Below are 21256 nucleotides of genomic sequence, written 5' to 3'. Positions count from 1 at the left end.
ACTCGGCATTACCGCGTCGACAGTCATTGCGCCAATGGCTTCGGCCCAGGAGCGCGATAGCTTCAAGATTGCCTGGAGTATTTATGCAGGCTGGATTCCCTGGATGTATATCGAAGACTCAGGAATCATGAAGAAGTGGGCTGACAAGTACGGCATCGAAGTCGATATCGTACAGATCAACGATTATATCGAGTCGATCAACCAGTACACCGCCGGCGAGTTTGACGGGGTGGTAGCCACCAGCATGGATGCGCTGTCCATCCCCGCCGCCGGCGGCGTCGATACCACCGCGTTGATTGTCGGTGACTACTCGAACGGCAACGACGGCCTCGTCATGAAGGGCAGCAGCGACCTCAAGGACCTCAAGGGTGCCCAGGTCAATCTGGTCGAGTTGTCGGTGTCGCATTACCTGCTGGCTCGCGCGCTCGACAGCGTGGGTATGAGCGAGCGGGATGTCACCGTGGTGAATACCGGTGATGCGGATATCGTGGCAGCCTTCAACACGCCTGACGTCAGGAACGTCGTCACCTGGAATCCGCTCCTTGCCGACGTGGCAGAGATGCCGGATGCCAACATGGTGTTCGATTCCAGCCAGATACCTGGCCACATCAAGGATCTGACCATCGTCAACACGCAGACGCTGGCCGACAATCCGGCGCTGGGCAAGGCAATGGTCGGCGCCTGGTTCGAGTTGATGGCAGTGATGGCCACCGACAGTGAAGAAGGCCAGAAAGCGCGGGCATTTCTCGGTGAAGCATCGGGTACGGACCAGGCAGGCTACGAAGCCCAGTTGGCCGGCATGAAAATGTTCTGGGAAGCGTCCGACGCCGTCGAGTTCATTTCAAGCAGTGAAGCGATCGAAGCAATGGACAGCGTCCGGCAGTTCTCTTTCGACAAGGGGTTGCTGGGTGAAGGTGCCGATTCACCGGATTTCGTTGGCATCAGCTTTCCTGGCGACAAGGCACTCGGAAGCACCTCGAACGTGAAGCTTCGCTTTGATCCGTCTTACATGCAGATGGCCGCTGACGATAAACTCTGATCAGTCGACCTTCACCGGGCGGGCTGCACCCTGCAGCCTGCTCTCAGCTGGATCTCCAATGCGCAGAACCAAGGAAGACGCGGAAAAGACGCGTCTGCGAATCATCGAGGCGGCACTGACGCTGTTCAGTCGCAACGGTTACTCGAACACCACGCTGGCGATGATCGGAACCGAAGCGGGATTCAGTCGGGGTCCGATCTACTGGCATTTCAAGAACAAGGATGACCTGTACCAGGCGGTGCTGAGCTACTCGCAGGAGCCGCTGGAGCGGCTGATCCAGCAGGCGCATGAAGGCGCCGATTCCCCGCTGGAGGCCATCGAGCGATTCGCCGCGGACTGGATGGAGTTGCTGACCGGCGATGCCTGGTTTCGCCAGTCATTCGAGATATTGCTCAACAAGACCGAACTCACCGAGGCCGTCGCCGGTGTGCTGGACCGGGAACGGCGTCTGACTACCACCGTCGTCGACACGCTGGCCGAGCTGTTCACCCTTTCGCAGCGACAGCAACTCGTCAGTCCACAGCTCGATGCAAGGCAGTTGGGCCTGTTGACCTATACCTATCTGATGGGGATCACTCAGAGCTGGTTGTTTGCTCCGCAGCTCTTCGATCTGGGTAACGAACAGGCTTTCTTTCTTGGGCGTCTGCGCGCGATGCTTCATCACGGGTGAGAACTGAGTCCCGCAATCGCTCGAGACAATTGGCAAGTTTGCTCTTATTATTCTTCACGGCACACCCTGTGTGCCGCAAAGGAAAGCTGCCAGGGCGGCAGCAAATAATAAGCATCAAGGAGCAACCGATGTTCAAGAAAGCATTCATTGCAGCAGTCCTCGCAGGCGCTGCCGTTTCTACTGCCAATGCAGCCGAAGTCAACGGCTATCTCTTTGGCAACGTGGGTCAGGCAGAAGTCGACCTCGGCGCGTTCGAGTCGGACTTGCAAGATCTCGGCCTCTCCACCTCGTCGGACGAGAAAGACACCGCTTTCAAGGTCGGCGCTGGTGTGCAGTTGAATCAGTACGTCGGAGTCGAGTTTCAGTACGTCGACCTGGGTGACTTCACTGTGGACGCGTCAGCAGCAGGCGGCAGTGCCAAGGCTTCGTTCAGCACGTCCGGTCTGGGCGCCAACCTGGTCGGCACCATCCCCATGGGAGCTTTGAAGCTGTACGGCAAAGTGGGCTACAACAAGCTCGAAACCGAAGCAAAGGTGTCCACTGCAGGCTCAACGATCTTTCGTGACGAAGAAAAGGAAAACATCACGTCTTATGCACTTGGCGCAAGCTTCGCGCTGACCCCGCAATTCGAACTGGGACTTGAGTTTGAACGCTACCAGGACCTGGGTAGCGACGATACAACAGGTGGCGAAGAAGACGCCGACCTCGTATCGCTCGGTCTGCGCTACAATTTCTGATGCAATATCCGGCGGCGCTCAGCGCGCCGCCATCCTCCGGCAACTCCTCCGGCCAGCCTTGGGCTGTCTATCTCATCGCTGCTCAATGGAGCGGCCACCCGGTGTGTCATCTCAGCTGTCGCTGAAGTGACTGCGTTTTCTCTCGAAGCCGCCTGCCCTTTACACTATAATCGCGCGCTTTCGAAGCCGGGCAGGTTCCGGTATCTCGGGTTGGCCAGAGGGGTATCGCTAAGGTGATCAAGACACCGTACTACCTGATCGACAAGAGCAAACTGCTGCGCAATCTGGAGAAGATTGCCTATGTACGCGAGCAGTCGGGCGCCAAGGCACTGTTGGCGCTGAAGTGCTTCGCCACCTGGTCGGTGTTCGACCTGATGAATCAGTACATGGACGGTACCACCTCGTCGTCGCTCAACGAGGTCAAGCTGGGTAAGCTGAAGTTCGGTGGCGAGACTCACGCCTACAGCGTTGCCTATGCCGATGATGAAATAGAGGAGGTCCTTGCCCATTCGGACAAGGTCATCTTCAACTCGATCAGCCAGCTTCAGCGCTTCGCCGACGCCTCGGCCTCACATGTGCGGGGTCTCAGACTCAATCCGCAGGTAAGCAGCTCCGAATTCATCATTGCAGATCCCTCGCGTCCGTTCAGTCGCCTCGGCGAATGGGATGCGCAAGAGGTGGAGCGGGTGATGGATCTGGTCTCCGGATTCATGATCCACAACAACTGCGAGAATAGCGATTTCGACTTGTTCGATCGGATGCTCAGACAGATCGAGGAGCGTTTCGGTCATCTGCTCGAGCGCGTCGAGTGGGTCAGTCTGGGCGGCGGGATCCACTTTACCGGCGACGGTTACCCGGTCGACCGGTTCTGTGCGCGACTGAAAGCCTTTTCCGAGCGCTTCGGAGTTCAGGTCTACCTGGAGCCAGGAGAAGCAGCGATCACTCTGAGCAGCTCGCTTGAGGTAAGCGTCCTGGACACGCTTTACAACGGCAAGCAGCTGGCGATCGTCGACAGCTCGATCGAAGCTCACATGCTCGATTTGCTGATCTACCGGCAGCCAGCCAAGATGGAGCCGTGCGACGGCCCACACAGTTATATGGTCTGCGGCAAGTCGTGTCTGGCCGGGGATATCTTCGGCGAGTTTCGGTTCGACCACCCATTGCAGATTGGTGACCGGCTGTCATTCATCGACGCGGCCGGTTACACGATGGTCAAGAAGAACTGGTTCAATGGTGTGCAGATGCCGGCCATTGCGGTGCGTCAACTTGACGGCCAGATCGAACTGGTCCGGGAATTCAGCTTCGACGATTTCGTCAACAGCCTCTCCTGAGGCAAGCAACCCAGCCTTTCCAAGGAGGCGTTTCGAGGAAAAGAGATGAAGAAAAACGTACTGATTATTGGTGGCGGAGGTGTTGCCCAGGTCGTTGCGCACAAGTGTGCCCAGCACAACGACGTACTTGGCAGCATTCATCTTGCCTCGCGTACCGTCGAAAAGTGTCAGGACATCATCGACAGCGTGCGCGAGAAGGGCAGCCTCAAGGTTGCCGGTGACCTGCAAGCCCATGCTCTGGATGCGCTCGATATCGAGGCGACCAAGGCATTGATTGACAAGACACAGTCGCAGATCGTCATCAACGTCGGATCGTCTTTCATCAACATGTCCGTACTCCAGGCCTGCATCGAGACCGGCGCTGCCTATCTCGATACGGCGATCCACGAGGAACAGGACAAGATCTGCGAAACGCCGCCGTGGTATGCCAACTACGAGTGGAAGCGCAAGGCCGCCTGTGAACAGAACGGCGTCACCGCGATCCTCGGTATCGGTTTCGATCCGGGTGTGGTCAACGCCTACGCCGCGCTGGCCGTCAGCGAATACTTCGACTCGGTCGATTCGATCGACATCATCGATATCAACGCGGGCAGCCACGGCCGTTATTTCGCCACCAACTTCGATCCCGAGATCAACTTCCGCGAGTTCACCGGCCGGGTGTGGTCGTGGCAGGGCAGTCAGTGGCAGCAGAATCAGATGTTCGAGGTCAAGCGCACCGATGACCTGCCAGTCGTTGGGCTGCAGACCAGCTACATGACCGGGCACGATGAGCTGCATTCCATGTCGCAGAATTTGAATGTACCGAACATTCGCTTCTGGATGGGTTTCGGCGAACACTACATCAACGTGTTCACCGTACTGAAGAACCTGGGGCTGTTGTCCGAGCAGCCGGTGACCACTGCCGAGGGGCAGGAGGTAGTGCCGTTGAAAGTGGTCAAGGCTGTGCTCCCGGACCCGTCATCGCTGGCACCGGATTACACCGGCAAGACCTGTATCGGTGACCTGGTCAAGGGCACCAGTAATGGGCAGGACAAGGAAGTATTCATCTACAACGTGGCTGATCATGCCGAAGCCTATGCCGAGGTTGGTAGTCAGGGCATCTCCTACACCGCGGGTGTCCCGCCAGTTGCAGCGGCGCTGCTGATCGCCAGCGGCGAGTGGGACGTGAGCAGAATGGTCAATGTGGAGGAACTGCCACCCAAGCCGTTCATCAATCTGCTGAACGAGATGGGCCTGCCGACACGCATCAAGGACGCCGAAGGCGACCGTCTCCTGAGTTTCTGATGTGGGCCAGGCCTGCCGCCAATCGGCAGGCCTGTTCAGCCGATTATCTACTGCACCAGTCGCTTGACCAGCTCGACCCGCCGGTTCTGCTCCCGGCCTTCGTCCGTGGCGTTGTTGGCGGTAGGCGAATACGGACCTGCACCGGCAGCATGCAGGCGTTTGGCGTCGATGCCATAATCGTTTACCAGCCGCTGCACCACCGCCCTCGCGCGATCCTGAGAGAGCTGGAGGTTGTGCTCCACAGGCCCGGTATCATCAGTGTGCCCGACCACGTACAGCTCCAGCTTCGATTGCTCCTTCAGCAACTTGCCGACCGAATCCAGAGCGGGCTTGGATTCCTGCGTGACGGTCGCTTTGTTGGTATCGAACTGGATACCGTAGATCGAGGCTCGGCCAGCTTCTTCCAGTTCCTGGAGCAACAGGTCCGGATTGACTGCGACCAGATCCACTTCGGCCTCGCGAGTCTCGATCACTACCTGCTGAATTGCCGTGCTGTCCCGATAGCCGCCGACGAACAGCGCCACGTATGCCGGGCCCGAAAGCGTACGACGCTTGCCGACCAGGTAATAGGGTTTGCGATAGTAGTTGTAGACATTGCCCGTGGGCGAAACCTGGGCGCCGAGCGTGCGCGCCTGTGAAGAGTTGCCGCACTCGGCGAGCTTGCACTCGAAGATGATCTCGAAATCGGCCGCATCCAGCGCGGAGCGGTAATTCTCGTATACCTGCAGGGACGACACGCCGTCCAGCTCGTAGTAATGCTGGGTAAGCTCGCCAGTCAGATCCAGACGTTCGAAGTTCATTCCCGAGTTGATGCGGGATTCGGCGCTGACCGGCACGGCAAAGGTTTCGTAATCACGGTGGCGGCGTTCGCGAATTCGCGAGCCGGGGTAGCGCGATACCAGCGGGTGGTCACGTGCGCGTTCCGATTCGGAGATTTCCGGTTCTTCGGCCTGGGTGGCAGGCGCCTCACGAAGGTAGCTCGTATCGACCTTGATAAGCTTCAGGCTTTCCTGAGCCGGGTCGATCACGGCCTGGTGGACGACAGATTCTCCGTCCTTGCCGCCGATGAACAGGCCTACATGAACCGTGCCGACATCGGTATCGTGCGCAGCGGCCAGGTAATACGGCTGCCGCCAGCTGCCGAGCAGGTTTTCTCCGATGGCGATGTTGGCCCCCAGAGCGCGAACCTGTCGCAGGTCACCGCACTGATCCCGTTCACAGCTGAACAGCACCTCGAAGCCCGCTTCGGTCAGCTGCGAGCTATACGTCTGGTACAAGGCCAGGCTTGACGTTCCCCGAACCTGGTAGGCATGTCTGGTCAGGTTGCCCACGACGGTCTTGACCGGAAATTCCAGATTGAGCTGGCTTCCCGGTAGTCCGACGGGAATCTCGAAGCGCTCATGCGTGACTTGCTGATGCGCAACGACGGTTGCGCCCTCTGGACGTGATAACAACGGATGATCTGCAGTCCGGGCGAGGCCCAGAGTCGACCAGACACATAGAAAGGTGAGAGCAATCAGGCGAACCATTGGGTATCCTTTCGACGACCGATCCTGTGAGGGATGTACGCGGGAGCGCCTTGAGCCTGGCGGCAGTGGCGCTTTCCCAAAGGGAATGGACCCGGTCGTGGCAAGTAGGTTCACCGTGCGGCGCAAATTGTCGCGCTGCTACGCCATCCTCTGTGAACTGGCGCACTGATCGATCCGTTTTTTCCGTTTCATGGTGGTGGAGACTGCATGCAGCAAGGCGATTCACTGGTACCCGGATTCATGATCGTCCACGGCAACCGTCTCGAGTCGCTGCGGCATCTGGTGGTCAACTGGCTTGCCCGAAATCCGCTTTCACCGCTCGAAAATGAAGTGATGCTGGTGCAGAGCAACGGCATCGCCCAATGGCTCAAGCAGGCGCTGGCAGCAGATGTCTCCACGGACGAATCGGGTGGATGCGGCATCGCTGCGGCCATCGATGTCCAGTTGCCGGCCCGCTTCATGTGGCAGGCCTATCGTGGGGTGCTGGGCAAGGAGTCGGTACCGGAAACGTCGCCGCTGGACAAGCAGCCGCTGACCTGGCGGCTGATGCGGCTGCTCCCGGCGCTGATCGACGCCCCTGCATTCGAACCGCTGCGCCGTTTCCTGAAGGATGACGACGATTGTCGCAAGCGCTATCAGCTGGCTGTCCGACTGGCCGATCTGTTCGACCAGTATCAGGTATACCGCGCCGACTGGCTGGCTGACTGGTCGGCAGGTCGCGACCAGCTGCGCCAGGCCCGGGACGGCATCCGTCCCCTCGAAGCCGCGGACCTATGGCAGCCGGCCCTGTGGCGGGCGCTGCTGGCAGATGTCGGCGAGGCCCATCTGAGCGACAGCCGCGCCGGTATCCATCCGCGCTTCGTGGCCGCGCTGGGGCAGGCTTCCCAGCGCCCCGACGCCTTGCCGAGGCGGGTGGTGGTATTCGGCATTTCCTCGCTCCCGGCCCAGTATGTCGAAGCGCTCGCCGCGATGGGCCGGCATTGCCAGATACTGCTCTGCGTACTCAATCCCTGTCAGCACCACTGGGGCGACATCATCGCCGATCAGGATCTGCTCCGGCATCAGTACCGGCGGCAAGCCCGGCGTCCCGGTGCCCCGCTTCACCTGGACGAACACACGCTGCACCAGCATGCCCATCCTCTACTCGCAGCGTGGGGCAAGCAGGGCCGTGACTATATCAATCTGCTCGACAGTCACGATGAGCAGTCCGAATACCGCGCGGCGTTTGAACCCATCAACGGCGGGCGAATCGACCTGTTCGACGAGCCAGACACCGCAGCGCTGCTGGGCCAGCTCCAGGACGACATACGCGATCTGCGCCCGCTGCAGGAGACCCGCGCCCGATGGCCCGCGGTGAATGTGGAGGCTGATGCGTCAATCCGGTTCCATATTGCCCATAGCGCGCAGCGCGAAGTCGAAATACTGCACGACCAGCTGCTCCACGCTCTGGACAGCGATCGGACGCTCCGGCCGCGCGACATCATTGTCATGATGCCCGACGTCGACAGCTATGCCCCGCACGTCCAGGCGGTGTTCGGACAGCATCCGCCAGGGGACCCGAGGCATATTCCGTTTTCGCTCGCCGATCAGGGCCAGCGCGGACAGGAGCCGCTGCTGATCGCCCTTGAGCATCTGCTGAGGCTTCCCGAAAGCCGGCTGCCAGTCAGCGAGATCCTCGACCTGCTGGATGTGCCGGCGGTGCGCGAGCGGTTCGGCCTGCGCGAAGCGGACCTGCCCACCCTGCAGCGCTGGATCGAAGGTGCCGGAATCCGCTGGGGCCTCGATGAAACGCGCCGTACGGCATTGGGCATGCCGCCGGGACTCGAGGCGACGAGCTGGCGCTTTGGTCTGCGCCGCATGCTCCTGGGTTACGCGGCAGGGCAGAGTCTGCCCTGGGCGGACATAGAGCCGTACGATGAAATTGGTGGATTGGATGCCGCGTTGATCGGTCCGTTGAGCGATCTGCTGCACCGCCTGGATCAACACGAAAGAGCGCTGGCCGAACCGGCCGCGCCGAGTGTCTGGGGGGAGCGGCTGCGCGCGTTGCTGGCTGATTTCTTTACGGTGCATAGCGAGCGAGACCAGTTGCTGCACGCCCAGTTGCTGGAAGGGCTGGCCGGCTGGCTGGAGCTGTGCGAGACGGTGGACCTGCACGAGCCGTTACCGCTGAACGTGGTCGCCGAGGCCTGGCTCGACGGCGTCGGTCAATCGCAGCTGAGCCAGCGCTTTCTGGGTGGTGCAGTAAGCGTGTGTACGCTGATGCCGATGCGTGCCATCCCGTTTCGCCGAGTCTGTCTGCTGGGCATGAACGACGGGGATTATCCGCGCGCCCAGCCGCCACTGGATTTCGATCTGATGGGGCGTGACTACCGCCCCGGCGATCGCTCGCGGCGCGAGGACGACCGGTATCTGCTGCTTGAAGCGCTGCTCTCAGCACGTGACAGCCTTTACGTAAGCTGGGTCGGTCGCAGTATCCGCGACAACAGCGCACGGCCGCCCTCGGTACTGATCGGGCAATTACGCGACCACCTGCACAACGGTTGGCAGTCTGCGGGCGAGGCGGGTCTGCTGGAAAGCCTGACCACCGAACATCCGTTGCAGCCTTTCAGTCGCTCGTATTTCGATGAGCAATCACCGCTGTTCAGCTACGCCAGTGACTGGGTCAGGCTACACACGAACAGTGCCCAGACGCCGGTCAACACGGCTCTGCCACCACTGCACCCGGACGGCCCCATTGAGCTGATCGCTTTGCAGCGGTTCTTGCGTCATCCCGTCGAGCACTTTTTTGCCGCGCGGCTGAAGGTGTGGCTGAGCGAGGATGAGGTGGTCGCGAGCGACGACGAGCCGTTTGCGCTGGGGGGCCTGCAGCGCCATCAGCTCAGCCAGGAGTTGCTGGAGACGCTGCAGGATGCGCCTGTCGATGCAGATTTGCAGACTCTGATCGAGAAGGAAGCTGTGCGGCTTCAGCAGCGCGGCAGACTGCCGCTGGCCGGATTCGGCGACCTGACGCGCGGAGCGCTGATCGAGCCGCTGCATGATCAGCTGGTGCGCTATCGGGAGCAGGCGCAACGCTGGGATCGCCTTCTGGAGCACCCTTTGCCGCTCTTTGCCAGCGCCCCGGGGATCGAGCTGCGCAGCTGGCTGGCCGGCGCCCGCGAGTCGAGCTCCGTGTCGGGCCAGATGCGGCTGCGGCTGGTCACTGGCAATCTGCTGGCAGGGCGCGGCAAGACAATGCGCTGGCGCAAGATGCTCAACGAGTTGTCCCTGCACGTGCTGGCTGCGGCCAGTGGCCACGCGCTCGCAACGACACTCTTCGCCGCCGATGCGACTATCCGCCTGCAGCCGCTCGACACACAGCAGGCTCAAGGCATGGTCGGGGACTGGCTGCTCGGATGGCTGGAAGGATTGAGACGGCCCCTGCCCGTGGAGGTGGAAACGGCCTTTGTTCTGCTCTGCGAGGATGACCCGGCGAAGGCCTTGAGCAAGGCCCGAAGCCAGTATGATGGATCCGATTTCAGTCTGGGAGAGGTGCGCAAGAGCGTGGCGCTGCAGCGAAGCTATCCGGATTTCGCCAGCCTCCTGGCGTCCGAAGAGTTCGAAGGATGGGTCGAGGCTCTCTATCGTCCGCTGGCACGAGCGGCCCACGATGGCTGGCTGGAATGCGTGCCAGTCGAGGAGAGGGGCCATGACTGAATCATCACTACCTCTGGCGCTGCGTTGCCCCCTGCGTGGCAGCCGGCTGATCGAAGCCAGCGCTGGAACAGGCAAGACCTTCACCATATCCGCGCTGTATCTGCGTCTGGTTCTCGGCCATGGCGGCGAGTCCGGCTTCGTCCGCGAGCTGCTGCCGCCCGAGATTCTCGTGGTGACCTTCACGGAAGCCGCGACCCAGGAGCTGCGTGACAGGATTCGTGCTCGTCTGGTCGAGGCAGCCAGCGCCTTCCGCGGGGAGGTTGCCGAGCCCGATCCGATCCTGGCGGGTCTGCTCGAGGATATCGATTCGCAACAGTGGGCGAGTAGCGCACGCAAGCTGGACATCGCTGCCCAATGGATGGACCAGGCGGCGGTCTCGACGATCCATGGCTGGTGCCAGCGGATGCTGCGCGAGCATGCCTTCGATAGCGGTAGTCTCTTCGTTCAGAGCCTGGAGACCGATCAGCGTGATCTGCTAGCCGAGGTGGCCCGGGACTACTGGCGCTTGCATTGCTATTCATTGCGCGACGCGGCACTGGACTGGGTCGATCGCAACTGGCAGGAACCGGCAGGCTTGCTGGCGAAGGCGCGTATCCTGCTCGACCAGCCTCTGCCGGAGCCCGCGCAGAGCCTCCAGACGTTGATCACTCAGGCGTTGGAGAGGGCGGACGATGAGCTCGCCAAACTCAAGCAGCCCTGCGCGAACTGGGGCGACGAGCTTGAACAGCTGCTGGACAAGGCGGTCGCGGACGGCACTGTGGATCGGCGCAAGATTCAGAAGCGCTACTACGCCAGCTGGTGCGACGTCCTGCGCAAGTGGGCCAGCGATCACCAGGCCTACGAGTTGAAACTCCCGGAGTCTGCCTGGGCACGCTTGTGCGAAGCAGGCATGGGTGAAGCCTGCAAGAACGGCGGTGCCATCGATCATGACGCATTGCGCGGGCTGCCCGGCCTGCGCCAGGCGCTGGCCAGCCTGGAAGGTCCGGAGCAGGTGGCGCTGCGTCACGCCGCTGCGTGGATGGCCCGCCGTTTCGAGGCGGAGAAGCGCCGGCGGGCGCAGATAGGGTTCGACGACATGCTGACCCGGCTGGACGCCGCCTTGCAGGGTGTGAACGGCGATCGACTGGCGACGGTGATCCGGCAGCAGTTCCCGGTGGCACTCATCGACGAGTTTCAGGACACCGATCCGCTGCAATACCGCATCTTCGATCGCATATACCGCGTCGAACACAACGCGCCGGAAACCGCGCTGCTGTTGATTGGTGACCCCAAGCAGGCGATCTATGCCTTCCGCGGAGCGGACATCTTCACCTATCTGCGGGCGCGTGAAGCGACGGCAGGCCGGCACGAGCATCTGGACACCAACTTCCGTTCCAGCCAGGCGATGGTTTCTGCGGTCAACAGGGTGTTCGCCAGCGCAGAAAACAGCTTCGATCGCGCCGCGTTCCTGTTTCGCGATGGGCCACGCAATCCTCTGCCTTTTCATGCGGTCAACGCGCGTGGCCGAGGCGAAGTCTGGAGCGTCGCGGGACGGCAGGCGCCGGCACTGACTGCCTGGTATAGCGAGGCGAGCGAGGCGCTCAGCGCCGAAGCCTACCGACGAATGCTGGCCGAGAGCTGTGCAACGGCGATGGTCGAGCTGTTGCGGGCCGGACAGCAGCGGTATGCCGGATTCGTCGACGGCAGCCAGACACTGCGCCCGGTTCGCCCAGCGGACATGGCCGTGCTGGTGCGTACCGGACGCGAGGCACAGGCGATTCGTCAGGCGCTGGCCGAGCGCGGCGTTCGCAGCGTGTATCTCTCGGACAAGGATTCGGTGCTTGATACGCTCGAGGCCAGCGATGTGTTGCGGTGGCTCCACGCCTGCGCCGATCCCGGCAATGACCGGCTGCTGCGCGCTGCGCTGGCGAGCCCTACACTGGATCTCACTTGGGCCGAGCTGGACCAGTTGAATCAGGACGAGCGGCACTGGGAGCGCTGCGTGGATCGCTTTCGGGACTACCGCAAGGTGTGGCAGCGTCAGGGCGTGCTGCCGATGCTTCATCGACTGATCCATGACTACGACCTGCCAGCGCGGCTGCAGCAGCGTCAGGACGGCGAGCGCACGTTGACCAATCTCCTGCACCTCGCGGAACTATTGCAGCGCGCCGCGCGTGAACTTGACGGTGAGCAGGCGATGATTCGCCATCTTGCCGAGCTGACCCGCCGCGCTGCGGAGGGGGCAGCGGACGAGCAGGTGCTTCGGCTGGAGAGCGATGCCGAACTGGTCAAGGTGGTGACCATTCACAAGTCCAAGGGGCTCGAGTACCCGTTGGTCTTCCTGCCGTTCATCTGCCACGCGCGGCCGGTGGAAGCGGGCCGGCCGCTGCGGGTACAGCTGGCCGGGGAGTCGCGGCTGGAACTGCGGCCGGACGATGAGACAGTCCGTTTGGCCGATCGCGAGCGTCTCGGCGAGGATCTGCGGTTGCTGTATGTCGCATTGACCCGAGCCCAGCACGCCTGCTGGCTCGGGCTGGCGGACCTGAAAAAGGGCCAGAGTGCCCGATCCGTGCTGCATCACAGCGCGGTGGGCTATCTGCTTGGCGGCGGTGAGGTGCTGCCGCAGCCGCAGCACCTGCTTCTATGGTTGCAGCGCTGGGAACCGGACGGGCAGGTTGTCGACGTCAAGCCGGTGCCCGAGGCTGATCGCACGGTATATCAACCGGAGCAGGTGGACGCCATGGACCTCGCGGCACGCCGCCCCTCGCATGCCGCGTTCGAGCATTGGTGGGTCGGCTCCTACAGCGCTCTGGCCGTCGGCGGCGAAGCAGCCGAAACCCCACTGTCCGATCAACTGGCCGATGACCAGCGATCGACCCGGTTCGTTCCGCTGCGAGCCGGCGAGACGCCGACCATACACCGCTTTCCACGCGGCCCGCAGCCGGGCACGTTCATTCACGGTCTGCTGGAATCAGCCGGTCTTGACGGCTTCGCCTCGCTGACTGACGCAAAGCGATGCCGGGACTGGCTGTACCCGCGGTGCCAGCGCCGCGGCTGGGCTGAATGGACCGAGACCCTCGGCAGCTGGCTGGCGGCTCTTCTGGCGCGTCCGGGCCTGGTGCCTGATAGCGATATGTCGCTCGCCCGGCTGCATCCCCGCCAGTATCAGAGCGAAATGGAGTTCATGTTCAGCGCCAGTTGCGTCGACGTGCAGGCCATCGATCGGCTGGTTCGGGCTGCCACCCTGGACGGACAAGCCCGGCCGGCCCTGCAGCGTGATCAGCTCAACGGCCTTTTCAAGGGGTTCATCGATCTGGTCTTCGAACACCAGGGTCGTTACTACGTACTCGACTACAAGTCCAACTGGCTTGGCCAAGGCGAGGCGGACTACAGCTGCGAGGCGATGCAGCGTGCGGTACTCGAACACCGTTATGACCTGCAGTACGTCTTCTATCTCCTGGCGTTACACCGCCAGTTGCGTGCCCGGCTCCCTGACTATGATTATGACCGGCACATCGGCGGCGCCCTGTACTGGTTCGTGCGCGGAGTCGAAGCACCCGGTGGCGGGCTCTGGCATACCCGTCCTCCCCGCCAGCTGATCGAGAGATTGGACCGGCTGTTCGCTGGCCAGCCCGTCGAGGAGACAAGCCATGCAGGGTGATCAACTCGATCTACTGGCCACGGCGCCACCGCTACCGATGGCCTTGACCGACACCGAAGCGCTCATGGGCCTGCTGCACCAATGGCGGGAAAACGGCTGGTTGCGTTCGCTGGACAAGGCTCTGGTCGACTTCCTGCTGGAGCAGGAACCCGGCTGTTCCCCCCTCGTGTTACTCGCGGCAGCGCTGGTCAGTCATCAGCTTGGCCACGGCCACGTATGTCTGCATCTGGGTGCAACCCTGGAAGAGCCCGATCTGGCGCTGTCGTTGCCCCCGGAGGGCGAGGCGGCGCAGGGTGCGCTGTTGCCGTCCAGGCTGCTGGGCGGACTGAGCCTGGAGCACTGGCAGGAGGCGCTGCAGAGCAGCGCGGTAGTCGACGCGCATGAACCCGAGCAAGGCAGTCGGCCCCTGGTGATGGCAGGCCCGAGGTTGTATCTGCGCAGATACTGGCAATATGAGCGCGATACGGTCATTGCGTTGAGCCGGCGCCTGCGTCAACCGCTGGCCCTCGCGCCGGGCATGTCCGAGCGGCTGGACAGGCTCTTCGCGGACAGCCTGCAACAGCCGGACTGGCAGCGACTGGCCTGTGCGCTCGCCGCCCGCGGTCGTTTCAGTATCATCACCGGCGGGCCCGGTACGGGAAAAACCACCACCGTGGTGCGCCTGCTGGCGCTCCTGCAGGGCCCGGCCGTCGAAGCCGGGCGCCCGCTGCGCATTCGGCTGGCTGCACCGACCGGCAAGGCCGCTGCACGCCTGACCGAGTCGATCGGCCGCCAGGTAGGGGAGTTGCCCGTCGACGCCTCGATCAAGGCGCAGATCCCTACGGAAGTCAGCACGCTGCACCGGTTGCTCGGCAGTCTGCCGGACAGCCGACATTTTCGGCACCATGCCGGCAACCTGCTGGCGCTTGACGTGCTGGTGATTGATGAAGCCTCCATGATCGACCTGGAGATGATGGCTCGCGTGCTCGGTGCGTTGCCGGCCAATGCCCGCCTGGTGCTGCTGGGCGACAAGGATCAACTGGCTTCCGTCGAGGCCGGGGCCGTGCTTGGCGATCTGTGCAAGCGCGCCGACGACGGTCTGTACAGCGCTGACACGCTCGCCTGGCTGGAACAGGTCAGTGGGCAGTCGCTAGCTCAGGCGCGACTGACGGCGGGCGATCCGGACCGGCATCTGCTGGAGCAGCAAACCGCGATGCTGCGACACTCGCATCGTTTCGGGCAGGACAGCGGCATTGGCGAGCTGGCCAGGGCAGTGAACGACTGCGACGCCCAGGGAGCGCGCGCTCTGCTGCGTGCAGGTAGGTTCGCGGACATTTATTTTCGGCAGCTCAGGCACGCGACCGACCCGCTTTTTGCAGCGCTTGTTACGGATGAGGGGAAGGGGCTGCCAAGCTATGCCAGCTATCTGCAGGTGCTTGCCCAGGCCCGGCCCGACGCGGCCACCGCGGCGGATGATGGTGCCTGGCTACGCTGGGCCCGAGACATTCTCGCCGCCTTCGACCGTTTTCGCCTGCTGTGTGCCGTACGCCGCGGCGAGTGGGGCGTCGAGGCGGTCAATCAACGCGTCGCGACATTGCTGCGCCAACGCGGCCTGCTGACCAGTGATCAGGGTTGGTATGAAGGCCGGCCGGTGCTGGTGACCCGCAACGATTACGGTCTCGGGCTGATGAACGGCGACATCGGTATTGCGCTGCGTATTCGCGAGCCGGCATTGCATGCCGGGGAGGCCGAGCAGTTCGCCCTGCGGGTGGCGTTCCCGCGCAATGACGGTGCTGGCGGCATCCGCTTTGTGCTCCCCAGCCGTCTGCCTGAAGTGGAAACCGTATTCGCCATGACCGTACACAAGTCCCAGGGATCGGAATTCGAGCATGCGGCGCTGCTCGTCCCGGCTACGCGCAACCCGGTCCTGACCAAGGAGCTGGTGTATACCGCCATCACCCGTGCGCGAAGTCATTTCACACTGCTGGAAAGTCGCGAGGATGTGTTCGACGATGCCGTGCGCCGGCGAGTGCGCCGGTTCAGCGGACTCGATCTCCGCCCGGTGCCCTAGCGGTCTGCCTGCAGGCTTGCAGCAGAGCACAGAAAAGCCGGCGCTGGCGGCGGAGAAACAGCAGAAATTCGGGGTGCCACTGCACGCCAAGCAGAAACGGCTGGGTCGGATCCTCCACTGCCTGGATGATGCCGTCCAGATCGCGCCCGACGATGCGCAATCCATGCCCCACTCGGTCGATCGCCTGATTGTGCAGGCTGTTGATCCGGCAGCGGCGGGTGGCGAGCAGCTTGGCCAGCCAGCTGTCGGACTCCACGCACAGGGTCTTGAGCGGGAGAATGGTCCAGCGGTTCGACGTCATCTTGCGGTGGGACCTGAGCTCCTGAAACAGGTTGCCGCCGCGTCTGGCGTTGAGCAACTGTGCACCCCGGCATATGCCCAGCAGCGGCAAGCCGCGGGCCAGCGCGTCGTCGATGACGGCCGTCTCCAGGGCATCGCGCTCGGCGTCGTACTTGGGCTGCACCTCGGGCTCGGCCGCGTAGAGTACGGGGTCTATGTCGTGGCCACCGGTGACCACCACAGCGTCGTAACGCAGCTCAGCCAGAGGGTCTCCGGGGCGCACCTGAAGCGGCTTGCCGCCATACATGCGCACGGCCCAGGCCACCATGAACCGCGGACCGAACGCGCCACGCGTCGGCCCGGTAATCGCTACGACCGGTCGTTTCATGGCGCGTCGCTTAGCCAGTGTTTTTCGATCTGGTCGACCCAGCGGGTAAGCAGGCGCCCCAGGCGCTGATCCAGATGGCGGCAGTAGGCGCGGCAACATGCGTCGAGCCGCTCGGGGTCGGCCGCCAGACGTTCGACTTCCAGCCAGTCATTCCAGGCGATGTGCAGGCCCCAACCGAGCTGATCGATGCGGCAGTCAGGCAAGCGGTAGTGAAAGGTCGGACGCGACTTGATCAGTTCGTCGCCGGTGTGCGCCGCTACCCGGTCAGGGTCCAGGTGCTTGAACAGCGGCAACATGTCCAGCGCCCGGTTGCGGGTGGGGTTGTGTCGAAGATAGTCCTCGATCAGGGTCGGGAGGTCGGGCCAGTAGTACGGGTTGATCATGTGCCTTATATACGCGCCGGGGAAGGGTTCGGCAAAGGCCGTCAGGCGGCGGGTCATGTTGATCTTCGCCCGAGCGTTGATCCAGTCGAACAGGCAGAAAAAGGCTTTCAGGTAAGCGGCGATGACCTCTGGATTGCTGCTTGGGACTTCCGGATTGAATTGCATGCCGAATGCATTGGTCATGCGGTCAGCGGTACCCTTGGCTCCGGCTTCACGCAAGCGTGCGATCAGGCTATTGACCTCTGACAGCCTTTGCATCGGCAGTGGCGGGCTCACCAGCTCGACCGGGACCAGCGAATCGGCGGCCCATTTCAGCAGTTCCTCGGCGGACAGCCGTAGCTCATCGCCCAGATCGTCTGCGTCACGGTGTTCCCGGCCGAGCTGCTTGAGAAGTCGGAAGTCCAGCTCCACGACCCAGTCTCCGGCGGGATCCCCGGTCAAGGTGCGCTCATAGCGGCTGGTCTGTTCGATCTGCAGGTGAAAAAAGTCGGCTGTAAGCCGCGCCAGTTCGCCGATCTGCAGACCGTTCATTTCCAGTTCGACGCCAACCCGTCGCAGCTTCCCTTCCGTGGTGTGCTGGACCGGCGGCAGCCCTGGCCCGACATCAATGCCTGTCATGTAGTCTCCGGTGTGGTGCAGCGGCCGGTTCAGTCGCCCAATGCCACCCCGTCCAGGCGTGGATCGGCACCACCTCGCCAACCGCTCTCTATGCGTTCTATGCCATGCAGTCCGCTGGTCATCGGGACGATGCGAATCTGGTGCCCCAGCGCCTCGAGTTGCGACGCCAGTGCCTCCAGTTCCGTACCGGCTTCGATCTCGATACCCTGGCCGCGTTCCACCATGTTCGGCAGGGCGATTGCATCCTGCACATCAAGGTTCCAGTCCAGTACGCCGATCAGCGTCTTCAGCACATAGCCGATGATGCGACTGCCCCCACGCGAACCGATGACGAGCCTGGGCTCGCCTTGCGCGTCGAAAACCACGAACGGTGACATGGAGCTTCGCGGACGCTTCCCCGGTCCGACGGCATTGGGGTGTGCTCTGCCATCAACGGTCGGGGCGAAGCTGAAATCCGTCAGCTGACTGTTGACGACGAACCCCTGACTCAACATCCGGCTGCCGAAGGGCGCTTCGTTGGAACTGGTCAAGGCGAGCATATTGCCTTCGGCATCGACCACGCTGAAGTGTGAGGTGCCAGTGCCGTCTGGATCCGGGCCCCATCGTGACTGTTCGAGTACCGGGACGCGGGAAGGTTCGCCGGGCGAGGGATCGTCCATTGTCTGCTGCGGATCAATCAGCTCGCTGCGGCCAGCGAGGTAGTCCCGGTCGAGCAACGCCTCGACAGGCACCTCCACGAAATCCGGGTCGCCTATGTAATAGTCGCGGTCCGCAAAGGCCAGCCGGCTTGCTTCGGCAATCAGATGCCAGGTGGTCGGATCATCGGGCGACATCTCCCCCAGCGGGAAGCGTTCCAGCATGCCCAGCGCCTGAAGTATGGTCAGGCCACCGGAGCTGGGCGGCGCGCCGCCACACAGCGTCCATTGTCGATAGCTGCCGCAGACCGGTCGGCGCAGAACCGACCGGTACCCGGCCATGTCCTCGAGTGTCAGATCATCCGGACCCCAGCGACCCTCGCGCACCCTGGCAACGAATTGATCCGCGATATCGCCCTGATAAAAGCTCTGCGGGCCGTCGTCGGCGATTCGCTGCATGGTGCGGGCCAGTTCTTCATTGCGCAGCCGCGGCGGGTCCTGTCTCGCCTGTCTGCGAAAGTAATCGCGCGTGTCGCCGAACAGGCGCAGAGACCAGTCCTGCCGGACCTGGGTCTGCAGGCGCGGGGGCATGTCCATACCCTGTTCTGCCAGTCGAATCGCCGGCTCGAACAACGTTTCCCAGGGCAGACGGCCGTGTTCCTGGTGTGCAGCGCCGAGCATCGCGACCAGGCCCGGCACGCCGACCGAGGCACTGCTGGGAATCGCAACCGCCTTCGGGAGAGGCAATCCCAGTCTGCGAAACCGGTCTTCCGTGGCCGCCTGGGGGGCCGTCTCGCGCCCGTCGTACATCATCGACCTGCCGGAAGCGGCATCGTGCAGCAGCAGGAACCCGCCCCCGCCGATGCCGGTTTCCGGAGCCTCGATGAAGCCGAGCACCATCTGCGTGGCAATGGCGGCATCCACTGCATGCCCACCGCGCCGCAACATGTCGAGGCCTGCCTCGACGGCGGCGGGGTGGGCTGCGCTGACCATGAAGTGTTGAGCCTGGCGCTCTTCGACAGGCTGAGTGGTGGGGTTTGAGGTGCCCGGGTCGGTGCCGGAACAGCCACTCAGTGCGAGGATGAGACCTGCGAGCCAGGTTCGTATATGTGGAGGTAATGCGGGCAGCGTCATCAAGGTGGCATGAAGTCGGGTCATGACCTTCAGGCTAGCCGCAGATACACACAGCGTCTAACCGGCGATGGTGTAGAATCGCCGTTTCGACTCGTCATGAGCAATCCATGAGCAAACTATCCGAATTCAGGGCTGCCGAACGGCGTCTGGCCGAGCAGTTGGCCCAACTAGAATCCCTCAAGCGCGATGCCGGTCTGCAGCAGGAGCTGAGTTTCAGCGATGAACTGCGCGCGCTGATGCAGCAGTACGACATGTCTGCCGCGACGGTGCTGGCACTGCTTGGCCCGGAGACCGGCGCACGGATGACCCGGCGGACCGCATCGAAGCACTGAGCTCGAGCAACACACCCGACCGGTGCGGTTGGCGAGCCGGTGTCTTCGACCTATCATCGACCAACGCCTGGTAGCGATCCGGACTCACGGGTCGCGGCGGAAGTATTCCAAACGCTCGCAGAAGCAAGGAAGCGCCCTATGTTGGAGCACCCACGGCTCGACACAGCCGAACGAATCCTGTTTGGCGCCCTGCTGGCGCTGTTGGTCTGGCTGCCGTTGCCCATGGGCAGCAACCGGGATTGGGCCGTCGGCCTGTTCATTCTGTCTGCCGGCCTGCTTGCTGCGATCTGGAGTGCGGTTCAGTTGGTGCGCAGGGAGCCGCTGGGGACCGGCTTCCGGCGGGCCCTGCTACCGCTGGGGTTGTTGCTGGCGACCCAGGTGTGGGTCGCCATTCAGTGGGTGGGGGGGCTCAGTCAGGACCCCGGCAGTACATTTCAGTATCTGATGCTCGGTATAGGCTACTGCTTGCTGTACCTGCTGGTAGCGGGGCTGGTGCGAACCCGCAAGCGCATCTCGATCCTGCTTGGGGTGCTGGTGTTCAGTGGGGTATTTCAGGCGTTCTTCGGCACCTTCATGACACTCTCGGGAATGGAGTGGCTGGTGCTGGAGGCCAAGCAGTTTCACGTCGGCCACGCGACCGGAACCTTCGTCAATCGTAACCATCTGGCAGGCTATCTTGAGCTTGCCATGGCAGCCGGGATAGGCCTGCTTATGGCCTTGCGTGACGGGGGGCGGTTCCGTTGGGCGCGCCTGATCGAAACGATCATCGGGCCGAAGATGCGCGTGCGTCTGGGGCTGGTGATAATGGTCATCGCCCTGGTGATGAGCCACTCGCGCATGGGCAACACCGCGTTCTTCGCCAGCCTTCTGATCGTCGGCGGTGCCTTCGTGTTGATCGACCGGGAAAATCGACTGCGCAACAGTCTGATCCTGGCGAGCATCATCGTGATCGATATCGTCATCATCAGTCAGTATTTCGGCCTGGATCAGCTCAAGGACCGGCTCGTCAACACGCGGCTGAACGATGTGGTGGTAGATGGGAACGTGGTGCTGGAAGCCAACGAATATCGCGGACTGGTAGTCCAGCAGGCGCTACCGCTGGCTCGGGAAAACCCGCTGACAGGTCAGGGAGCAGGCAGCTTCGAGGCGGTTTTTCCGCCGTACGCCGGCAGTGACATCCCCTTGCATTACGATCATGCGCACAATGACTTTCTGCAGTTTTTCATCGAGTTCGGGCTGATCGGCAGTCTGCCGCTGGCGCTTTTCGTAGGGATATCGATGTTCTATGCGATCCGGGCGATGCGTCAGCGGCAGTCGTTATATCGCAGTGGACTGGGCTTCGGTACGGCGATTGGCATTCTTTCGCTGATGATCCACTCAAGCACCGATTTCAATCTGCAGATACCGGCCAACGCTGCAACGTATATCGTGTTGTGCGCGGTGGCTGTGACGGCGAACTATCACCGTGTGGATCGCGGCGCCGACGGTGAACGAACCGCCGGCGGGTAGATCTA

Annotated in this window: 14 protein-coding genes; 10 read left to right on the top strand and 4 right to left on the bottom strand. The window is 62.5% G+C overall.

Going from position 1 to position 21256, the window contains the following annotated elements; all coding sequences use genetic code 11:
• The first annotated feature begins 34 nt into the window (after positions 1-34).
• From KEM63_RS15010 to KEM63_RS14990, 5 genes are all read left to right on the top strand, one after another.
• Positions 35-1039: a putative urea ABC transporter substrate-binding protein gene (locus KEM63_RS15010; RefSeq protein WP_223655894.1), complete on the top strand. Its 1005-nt coding sequence runs from the start codon at positions 35-37 to the stop codon at positions 1037-1039.
• Between the two features lie 58 nt (positions 1040-1097).
• Positions 1098-1709 carry a TetR family transcriptional regulator gene (locus KEM63_RS15005; protein WP_223653037.1) on the top strand — a complete coding sequence of 204 codons (612 nt, stop codon included), beginning with the start codon at positions 1098-1100 and terminating at the stop codon, positions 1707-1709.
• Between the two features lie 128 nt (positions 1710-1837).
• Positions 1838-2446 (top strand): porin family protein, encoded by a 609-nt coding sequence (locus KEM63_RS15000; RefSeq protein WP_223653035.1) that lies wholly within the window; start codon positions 1838-1840, stop codon positions 2444-2446.
• A gap of 233 nt (positions 2447-2679) precedes the next feature.
• Entirely contained in the window at positions 2680-3777 is a 1098-nt protein-coding gene (nspC, locus tag KEM63_RS14995; RefSeq protein WP_223653028.1) for a carboxynorspermidine decarboxylase, read from the top strand.
• A 45-nt stretch (positions 3778-3822) separates the two neighbouring features.
• Positions 3823-5061, top strand: coding sequence for a saccharopine dehydrogenase family protein (locus KEM63_RS14990; RefSeq protein WP_223653026.1), 1239 nt, complete (start codon positions 3823-3825; stop codon positions 5059-5061).
• A 47-nt stretch (positions 5062-5108) separates the two neighbouring features.
• On the opposite strand, the gene KEM63_RS14985 is transcribed toward KEM63_RS14990, so the two are convergent.
• Entirely contained in the window at positions 5109-6590 is a 1482-nt protein-coding gene (locus KEM63_RS14985) for an OmpA family protein (protein ID WP_223653024.1), read from the bottom strand.
• A gap of 207 nt (positions 6591-6797) precedes the next feature.
• Between KEM63_RS14985 and recC the strand changes: the two genes are divergently transcribed.
• Genes recC through recD form a run of 3 tightly spaced genes read left to right on the top strand, consistent with a single transcriptional unit; the run spans position 6798 to position 15973 of the window.
• Complete coding sequence (recC, locus tag KEM63_RS14980; protein WP_223653022.1) at positions 6798-10283, top strand: exodeoxyribonuclease V subunit gamma; 3486 nt, start codon at positions 6798-6800, stop codon at positions 10281-10283.
• Positions 10276-13923: an exodeoxyribonuclease V subunit beta gene (gene recB, locus KEM63_RS14975; protein ID WP_223653020.1), complete on the top strand. Its 3648-nt coding sequence runs from the start codon at positions 10276-10278 to the stop codon at positions 13921-13923. Before recC ends, recB begins: the two co-directional genes overlap by 8 nt.
• A complete protein-coding gene (gene recD, locus KEM63_RS14970; RefSeq protein WP_223653018.1) occupies positions 13913-15973 on the top strand; it encodes an exodeoxyribonuclease V subunit alpha in 2061 nt (686 codons plus the stop codon). The genes recB and recD overlap by 11 nt, the downstream gene beginning before the upstream one ends.
• On the opposite strand, the gene KEM63_RS14965 is transcribed toward recD, so the two are convergent.
• From KEM63_RS14965 to ggt, 3 genes are read right to left on the bottom strand one after another with little or no spacing between them, the layout of a single operon-like run.
• Positions 15942-16640 carry a gamma-glutamyl-gamma-aminobutyrate hydrolase family protein gene (locus KEM63_RS14965; protein ID WP_223653016.1) on the bottom strand — a complete coding sequence of 233 codons (699 nt, stop codon included), beginning with the start codon at positions 16638-16640 and terminating at the stop codon, positions 15942-15944. The two genes, recD and KEM63_RS14965, sit on opposite strands and share 32 nt — an antisense overlap.
• On the bottom strand, positions 16637-17641 hold the full coding sequence (locus KEM63_RS14960; RefSeq protein ID WP_223653014.1) for an amidoligase family protein: 1005 nt from the start codon (positions 17639-17641) through the stop codon (positions 16637-16639). Before KEM63_RS14960 ends, KEM63_RS14965 begins: the two co-directional genes overlap by 4 nt.
• A 29-nt stretch (positions 17642-17670) precedes the next feature.
• Positions 17671-19434: a gamma-glutamyltransferase gene (gene ggt / locus KEM63_RS14955; RefSeq protein WP_223653006.1), complete on the bottom strand. Its 1764-nt coding sequence runs from the start codon at positions 19432-19434 to the stop codon at positions 17671-17673.
• An 83-nt stretch (positions 19435-19517) separates the two neighbouring features.
• Between ggt and KEM63_RS14950 the strand changes: the two genes are divergently transcribed.
• Positions 19518-19742 carry a hypothetical protein gene (locus KEM63_RS14950; RefSeq protein WP_223653004.1) on the top strand — a complete coding sequence of 75 codons (225 nt, stop codon included), beginning with the start codon at positions 19518-19520 and terminating at the stop codon, positions 19740-19742.
• A 138-nt stretch (positions 19743-19880) separates the two neighbouring features.
• Entirely contained in the window at positions 19881-21251 is a 1371-nt protein-coding gene (locus tag KEM63_RS14945; protein WP_223653001.1) for an O-antigen ligase family protein, read from the top strand.
• The last annotated feature ends 5 nt before the right edge of the window (positions 21252-21256 follow it).

The organism is Halopseudomonas nanhaiensis, from assembly GCF_020025155.1.
Taxonomy (GTDB): Bacteria; Pseudomonadota; Gammaproteobacteria; order Pseudomonadales; family Pseudomonadaceae; genus Halopseudomonas; species Halopseudomonas nanhaiensis.
Note: the sequence above shows the minus strand (reverse complement) of the source record. Positions and strands in the feature narration are given on the sequence as shown.